Raw genomic sequence first — 8467 nt, forward strand, 5'->3', positions numbered from 1 at the left:
AGCGCCATTTCTCCGACATAAGATCCCGCCGGAAGATAGGACAGAAACACCTGTTTTCCAGCGATCTTCCGTTCAACGATCATAGATCCTTGGCGGATGATGAACATGTCATCCCCTTCATCGCCTTCGGTAATTACCGGCTTACCCGCGCTCACGGTCTGGATTTCGCTATTGTCGAGCACTTCGGTCAAATCTGACGAAACAAGTCCGGACCCGAAAAGCTGAAGTAATTGGCGCTCGGTTGCAATGCGCTCAATTGCACGCTTGGCGGCGGGCACCGAACTCTGCAACTTCAGCGCGGCAGTTCGCGAGATTTCGACGCAGATAGAATCCTCGCCAGCACGGATTGTTGCCCCACGCCGCCGCCCCGAAATCAATCCAACTTCGCCAAAGATTGAACCCGCGTTGATTGGAACAATTTTGGTAGGATCGTTTGCGTCAATCAACACCTCGACGGAACCACTCGCGATCGTAAACAGCGATGATCCGGGATCATTACGTTCAAAAACCGTTTCTCCGCTCCGGTAAAACCGCGCTTCGGAATCAAGCATGAATTCACGCATTTGCAACGGCGTGAGCCCGTTCAATATCGTTATATTGGACCGCAGAAATTCAAGCCATTCCTCGACACTTTTGCGTCCCGGCAAATCTTTAAACTTGGCCTCGAGGATAGGCTCATCGGCTGGCTTCAATGCATTATTGCCATTGATAAATTCAACGACATCATAGCCTTGATTCATGCAATGCTTAATCAGCGGATAACCTGCCAGCGCGCCGATTACATAAATACCCAGCTTAGTTGATTCAAAAGAAGGCGATAATTTTGGAAACGCAACCCGATCTTCGCTGGTAAACTCCACCCCGCAGCTCTCAATGAATTTACGCGGCGGCGCTGATCCCATACGCGCAATTACCCGATCGCATTTGACCTTTGCTTCGCCATCTGGTGTATCATATGTTATAAATCCAGGCTCAACCAAAGAGGGCGTTGTGCCCGTCCGCACAATCACCCGGCCGGAATCGCGCGCAGCAAGCAAGGCTTTGATGTTGGCATCTTTGGCAGTAGTGAATTCTGCGTTCCGGTTTACAATCGTAACCGTGTTGCGCTGCTCAGGATCCGCCGCAAGGCCCAACGCATTCTCGATCCCTGCGTCACCCGCGCCGATCACGGCTATATGTTCGTCTATATATACGCCGGGATCATCAAGTGTATATTGAATATGAGGTAACCCGCCGCCATCGCAACGCATCAAATTTGGGTTCCCTTGCGTCCCGATGGCAAGGATGACGGTTTCTGCTTCGATGACGGCTCCATCGGTCAGTTGCAAACTGAAACTACCCTGCTCTCCTTCAATCGCTTTGACCTCTGAGTTATAGCGGACGTTCACCTTGTGGTCGCCGGTTTGACTGTCCCATGTGTCAAGTATGACTTCACGCTTCCCTGCGCCAAAGTCGATGTCGGACCGCAAGACCAGTTGGCTGGGCGTTGCCATGACATGCTTGCCCTTTTGATACTTATAAATGGTGTCGGAAAGATGATCGGTCTTTTCGAGCAACACATGTGTCAGACCTAAGACAGCGGCGCGCGAGGCAGCACTCAGTCCGGCGGGTCCGGACCCAATGATTGCAACGCGATACCTTGTTGTCATGCCTTCATTCCCCCATCATGACCAATCGACGAAAATTATCCGAGGACAAGGAGGCAAGACTTACCCACTCGGAATGTGATTTATCGATCTTACGATACTTTACCAATTGTTACAAATAGTGCTATACCTTAATTCTATTTAAATTGAGACGAGCATGACTGACACAGCTGAAACATCGAAAATTCCAAAGTTCGTTTTCTTCGGCGCGCTTGCCCTGTTTATGATAGTCATCATCATTGGCGCGACGGGCAACTTGGGCAGTGAAGGCGACCCAAGTACCGCGACGGCCCTTAAAGACATTACCGCCAATGCAGCCGGACCAGATGCTGCTATAGCGGCGCTTGAAGAAAGAACGCGGAAAGATCCAACAGATGTGGAGGCTTGGCAGTTGCTCGGCTGGTCTTACTTCGAAAATGGTAGGTATCTGGATTCGGCTAATGCTTACGGTAAGGCAACGAAACTTGAACCGGACCGCGCAGTATACTGGTCATCGCTTGGCGAGTCTTTGGTGATGGCCGACGAGAAAGCCCCTATGCCAAAAGCAGCCAAAGCCGCTTTTGATAAAGCGATAATACTTGACCCAAAAGATCCGCGATCCCGCTATTTTCTTGCCGTCAGTAAGGATTTAGATGGCAACCATACAGGCGCAATTAATGATTGGCTGGAGTTATTGAAGGACACTCCAAAGGACGCACCTTGGGAGGCTGACCTTATCCGGACAATCGAGCAAGTTGGGAAAATCAACAAAATTGATGTTACAAAAAGCCTAGCAAGCACCCAAGAAAAGCGGACTAGTGACCTATCCGCAACCCTAAAAAGCATTGCAGCAGCGCCGATACCTGGACCCAGCAGAGCGGACATGGCGCAAGCGGCCAAGCTGCCACCTGGCCAACAACAGGAAATGGTGACCTCAATGGTAGAGGGACTGGAGACCAAGCTTGCGAAAAACCCAAAAAACGTAGACGGTTGGATCATGCTGATGCGAAGCCGCATGACATTGGGTGAAACGGCGAAGGCAAAAGCGGCACTAACAAAGTCAGTCGCGGCAAATCCGGAGGCGCAAAGTAAGCTGCTGAGGGAAGCTCAAATACTTGGAGTTCCAGGAACTTAAGTTCAGCGGAGCAGCCAGTGCTTCCTGATAGCTCCGCTCAGCAATCGTTTTGATCGCAACAAAAGGCAGGCTGAACTCCGAGCCGCCCGCCATATGTGATGACGCTTGAGAAGTCCCGCGGCCCGCGAATGTAGACCTTAACCGCATAGGCGCGCCTGTATCGAGATAACATTGCCACCTTTAGTTTTCTATTTTACCACACTTTACATATCTCTCTCACTTTAGTAATGAAGCCTTACCGAATGACAATACTACACGGCGATTCTCCTGACGATTGCCTGAAAGAGAAGTATTTATTTTATTTCGAGTATTTTTTTCCGCTTTGTTGATTGTGTGGGCAAGCTCTACCGCACTCGCCTCGAATACAACGGCGGGGCTGGAAACACTATCGGGAGAAAAATGCGAACTTAAGGGAACGGCTCAACAGTCGTCCAGTAGTGTGTTTGTCGATGACAGGCAGTTACTATGCGGTGGTTTGGTTGTTGGCAGGTCCGCCCGCCTTTTGTTTCCCGAGAATAGCAAAGATTCCGGCAGGCAACCGCTCGAGCGCGCCTTCAGCGCTGCGAAAAGTGAACTGCTCCTCAATACCCAATTGAACTGCGAAGCAGAGCGATATTTGCCGCGTGATGGCAAATTTGTTCTCGCTCTGCCGTGCAGAAGTTCGGCTGATGGTTGGCCGATTTTATTGCTCGCACAGATCAGCGGTGGAACGCTGAACATTGTTCAAGGTCCTGCGTCAGCTTATCCAGCGCTATTGGCGGCACTCGGTCTGCAGTCCGATGCAAACCGAACCCTTCTAGCCACAGAAGTGCGCGCTCTGTGGTCGACCCCCATCGTTATCGGAAGCGAAGTCGAACAGGCATTGATCCGTGAACTCTGGTCGGATGCTAGGCTTGCAAACAGCCGCTTTGCATATGCCGAAGCCGAACAAGCCTTGCGCAGGGCGCTCGATGTTCAAATTCGCATTTTTGGTGAAGATGACGTTGTAACCAACGCGCTTTTTCTCGATATGGCTATGGTCGTTGCAAATCTTGGTCGATTTGACGAGTCAGATGGCCTGCTACGTCGCGCAGCCCCAATCATAGAAAGGTCGCCAAGTCCCGCCGAGCGAGCCCGCCTTGCGACGTATAGGGCCAATATCTCAGCATTGCGCGGCGATTATACCGTGGCCCGCTCCGAAGCCAGCGATGCGGTCGCGCAGTGGCGCGCAATAACCGACGCTCGCCCTGTTACCGATGATGCAGCCTTGGCTCGAGGGGAAATAGCCATGGCCTTGAACCTTGAAGCGTTTGTGCTGATGCGCAGCGGTGACCCAACCAGCGCGAATGTGCTTGCAAGCCAAGCGTTACTGGCGCTGGCAGCCGCGCCTTCAACGCCGGTTTGGTGGCGCGCTGATATAATGGGTGTGCTTGGCGAAACCAGCCTGTCAGATGGTCGACTGGCAGCCGCCGAAACTTACTTCAAGACTGCGATCAGGATCCGCAAGGATGCGTTTGGTGAAGGCGCCGGCACCCTGCGATTGCGCGCCGCGCTGGCGCGCGCCTACCAAGCAGAAAACATGAATACAAACGCCATCATTGCTTATCGGGAAGCGCTTACCCTCGCCCGCAGTCTGCCGCGCGACAGTTTACCGTTCACTGATGAAGACTTGATGCCGCTGGCAGCGGCAGTCGTCAGTTATAGCGCAGATATTGCCGACGAAAAGCAACGTCAGGGCTTGTTTACCGAAGTTTTTGACGCCTTTCAACTTGCCCGCAAGCCAGGCCGCGATCGCACAGTTGCTTTAACGGCTATGCGGCTTTCCTCAGGATCCGTCGAATTGTCAGCCTTGTTGCGGCGCGTCGAGGACGATAATCGTGCGATGGCTCGGTTTCAAAGCGAATTGGCCCAGCAGCAGGCGCTTGCGGCTGACGACCGTAATCCCGAAACAGAAGATGCGCTCATTGAGCAGATCGCTAGCCAAGCGCCCCGCATCGCAGCAACGCGCGCAGAAATCGCCACGCGATTTCCCGACTATCAAGCTCTAAAAGAAGAAAATTTGCCACGGATTGACGATGTTCGCTCCCGGCTGGAAGACAATGAAGCGGTCATCACCTTCCTGCTGGGCAGGGAAAAATCTTTTGTGCAGCTCATCAGGCGCGATGGAACGATCGTTGCGGAAGTGTCTGCTGGCGCAGCCGATATCGCCGCAAGTGTAAAAAGCTTGCGCCGCGGCCTTGAAATAGAGGGAAGATCGGTTGCTGATTTCGACCTTGATACCGCACATCAACTCTTTTCCCAATTGCTTGGTCCGATCGTCTCCAAGCTCGGCGGAATACAGCGTCTGATTATCGTGCCATCGGGTGCACTGGCGAGCCTGCCATTCGGTCTACTTGTCACTGAGCCAGCAAAAAGCAAAAACTATAGCAGCGCGGCTTGGCTTTCCCGCCAATTTGCTATCACCAACAGCCCTTCAATCTCCAGCTTCATCGCACTCCGCTCCACGCGGCTTTTCGGCAAGCCACGCAACCTTCTGCTGGCTGTAGCCAACCCGCTGCTCGCTCCCTCGCCAAGTAAGGGGCCAATAGGTTCAAAGGCGACACGTGCAGGGTTTGCCGGCCTGTTAAGCAGCTGCCGCAAGGATGCCCCTGCATCACCCGAAACACTTCGCATGCTGACATCATTGCCCGAAACCGCTAGCGAGGTTGCAGCAGTAGCGGCAGCTCTTAAAGCACCTGACGCAGAATTTATGCTCGCAGAGAATGCTACCGAAGCCAATCTGCGCAGCAAGTCCCTTTCCGACTATCGCATTTTGTATTTCGCCACCCATGGTGTGTTGCCTGGCGAATTGAAGTGTGAATCCGAACCGGGGCTTGTGCTCACACCACCTGATACAATTGCTACAACGCGTTCAACTGATGGCTTGCTTGACGCCAGCGAAATCGCCGCACTGGAACTTCGCGCCGACCTCGTCGTGCTGTCAGCGTGTAATACCGCCTCGGACGGCAGCGACAAACTGGGTGGCGAGACCCTATCCGGGCTAGCGGAAGCCTTTTTCCATGCCGGCGCCCGCAGTTTGTTGGTCAGCCACTGGCAGGTGCCGTCGGCGGCGACTGCGCGTTTGATGATCGATGTGTTTAAGGCCGTCGGCGCCGACCCTGACTTGTCGATAGATAAAGCCCTTGCCCAAGCGCAACTTAAGGCAATAGCAAACCCGGCCTCGTCTCACCCCTTCTTCTGGGGGGCCTTTGTGTTAATCGGCGACGGTGCATCGTCTCCGCTTAACGAGAGATCTGCGACATGAATTGGAAGTCGCTCGGTTTGGGGCTTGCGCTCGTCCTTGCCTGGCCCACCCTTGCAACGCCGATGATCGTCGTTGAAGCACGCGGTGCCGGCCTAAAGCCTGGGATGCGCATCGACAGCGCGCGGACGGTTAAGCTCGTCGAAGGCGAAAAAATCGTTCTAGTCGCACCCGATGGCCGGATGTCCACATTGCGGGGTCCCTATTCTGGTCCGGCCGTCCGCAACGCTGGATCAGTTCAAAATCCACGCGTCGCGTTGGCAGCACTCATCGCGACACGTAACGATCGTGCCAGCTCAGTAGGGGCAGTCAGGTCCGGTGCGAGTGCCGCGCCATTGCCCGATCCTTGGCTTATCGATATTTCGCGTGGCGGAAACCGCTGCCTCAAAGAGGGCGAAAAGCCAGTCTGGTGGCGTCCGGAGAGCCTTGCCGAACAGGCCTTTTCAGTATTTCCCGTTGATCGCTCTTGGCGCGCAGATTATGTATGGAAGCAGGCTACAGATCGCATGACGCCCCCAGATATTGTTGGGCTTGACGATTTAAAAACCTTCATAGTCCGTGCCGGTGGCCAAGAATATCCCCTCCGTATCAACATGATACCGCGTGATATCGACGATCCTCTGGTGATCAGCGCCTGGATGCTGGAAAAGGCTTGTGTTCAGCAAGCTGATTCATATCTGATGGCTATTGGCAAAGATCTTGCCGATAGCGCAACGTCGCTGGGCGATGGCGAGCCACAGACCGGGGCATTACAAAAATGAGCCGCGCAACTCGGCAGGTCTTGGTCGCGATCGTAATTGCATTTGTCGCCGCGTTTCTCAGCGGCAGCAGCGTCAAATTCATCGCGCCGCTGGCAAATCTGGAAACAAAGCTCGCTGATATTCGTGTCGCAGCGATGCAGCCAGCGATGCCGCCATCTTCGGATGTAGTAGTCATCGCCATCGACGAGACGACGCTGGCCGCATTTTCGTATCGATCGCCCGTTGATCGGGGTCTTGTTGCCGATTTGATCGAACAACTTGAAGACAAGGGCGCAGCTGTCATCGGGGTAGACATCATCGTCGATCAACCGACCGAACCCGCAAAAGATGAACGACTTCGCAAGGTCATCCGCGCCACAAGCACGCCGCTGGCCTTCAGCTTCAGTTCGGCCCCTAATGTCGTCAACGCTGATCAACTTGCCTATATGGAGGCGTTTATTCCGGAAGATAAGCGTGCCGAGGCGAACCTGCTGACCGATCCCTTTGATGGGCTGGTCCGCCGCATCAACCCCGGCGGCACTGTCATTAATGGCCAGCGCGTTGACACCCCTCAGAATCCAGCCGGGTTTGTGAGAAAATTGGCCGGTATGGGCGGTGCAAAAGCGCCTCTGGTTCCAGTCGACATCGCTTGGCGTGCGCAGCCAGATGCCGAAAACACGCCTTTCCCAACTTTTTCGGCTACTTATCTGCCGTTTTTGCCTCCTGAACTGATCAAGGGTAAAATCGTGTTAATCGGCGCAGTGCTGTCGATCACAGATCGCCACCGTACCCCGCTATCCATAATTGACGATGGCGATCGGGGCAACATGCCAGGCGTTATGGTTCAGGCCCACGGCATCACACAGATTTTAGAAGGACGGAGCCCGCCCACGGTACCTGAGTCATGGACCATTGGCCTATTGGCGCTCTTCGCCATAATTGGTACCGGATTAAGCCTGTTGCGAATGGGTATCGTCTTCAATGTCGGTATCAGCGTCGTCATCACAATTGTATATTGGGTCGGCGCAATTTTGGGCTTTGGCAAGGGCCTGCCAATGTTGCCGCTGTTCGGACCGACGCTGTCGCTATTCCTCGCTTTGTGGATGATGGACCTCATTATTGGACGCGGCGAACGCAAGCAGCGCCAATTTATTCAGAGCACATTTTCACGCTATGTCTCGCCGGCAGTGGTCGACCAGTTGATCGCAGATCCGAGCGCGGTGCAAGTGTCGGGTTCCAAGCGGGACGCAACGTTCATCTTCACCGATATCGCCGGCTTCACCACATTGTCTGAAAAATTGGAGGCCGAAGAACTCTCTGAAGTTTTAAACAGATATCTCGACGGCGCTTGCGAGATCATCCTGAAACATACCGGCACAATCGACAAATTCATCGGCGATGCCATTATGGCGATCTTCAATGCTCCGATACCGCAGGCCGACCATGCCGCGCGTGGAATTCGTTGCGCGCTTGAACTCGATGCTTATGCCGAAGCCTTCCGAAAGGACTGCAACGCCCGCGATATCCCTCTTGGTGTCACCCGCATCGGTGTCCATAGCGGCCTGTCCATCATCGGTAACTTTGGCTCGCAATCGCGCATGGATTTCACCGCGCTAGGCGACACGGTAAACACCGCCGCGCGGACTGAAGGCGTCAATAAATATTTCGGCACGCGCATCTGTTGCAC

General features: G+C 54.0%; 5 protein-coding genes. 4 read left to right on the forward strand and 1 reads right to left on the reverse strand.

Annotated features, from left to right (window positions below):
- A partial coding sequence (locus tag Q0O07_RS11105) for an NAD(P)-binding domain-containing protein (protein ID WP_295493666.1) occupies positions 1-1649 on the reverse strand: 1649 nt, incomplete at its 3' end.
- Positions 1650-1902: 253 nt separating this feature from the next.
- On the opposite strand from Q0O07_RS11105, the gene Q0O07_RS11110 reads away from it, so the two are divergent.
- The 4 genes from Q0O07_RS11110 to Q0O07_RS11125 form a co-directional block, all read left to right on the forward strand.
- Positions 1903-2760, forward strand: a complete 858-nt coding sequence (locus tag Q0O07_RS11110; protein ID WP_295493668.1) for a tetratricopeptide repeat protein — start codon at positions 1903-1905, stop codon at positions 2758-2760.
- A 616-nt stretch (positions 2761-3376) separates the two neighbouring features.
- A complete protein-coding gene (locus Q0O07_RS11115; RefSeq protein ID WP_295493669.1) occupies positions 3377-6043 on the forward strand; it encodes a CHAT domain-containing tetratricopeptide repeat protein in 2667 nt (888 codons plus the stop codon).
- The gene (locus Q0O07_RS11120) at positions 6040-6801 is read left to right on the forward strand and encodes a hypothetical protein (RefSeq protein WP_295493670.1); all 762 of its coding nucleotides are present in this window, start codon (positions 6040-6042) and stop codon (positions 6799-6801) included. Before Q0O07_RS11115 ends, Q0O07_RS11120 begins: the two co-directional genes overlap by 4 nt.
- Positions 6798-8467: CHASE2 domain-containing protein (locus Q0O07_RS11125; RefSeq protein ID WP_295493672.1), on the forward strand; the 1670-nt coding region annotated here is incomplete at its 3' end. The genes Q0O07_RS11120 and Q0O07_RS11125, both read left to right, overlap by 4 nt.

Source organism: Sphingorhabdus sp. EL138 (assembly GCF_945890115.1).
Classification (GTDB): Bacteria; Pseudomonadota; Alphaproteobacteria; order Sphingomonadales; family Sphingomonadaceae; genus Sphingorhabdus_B.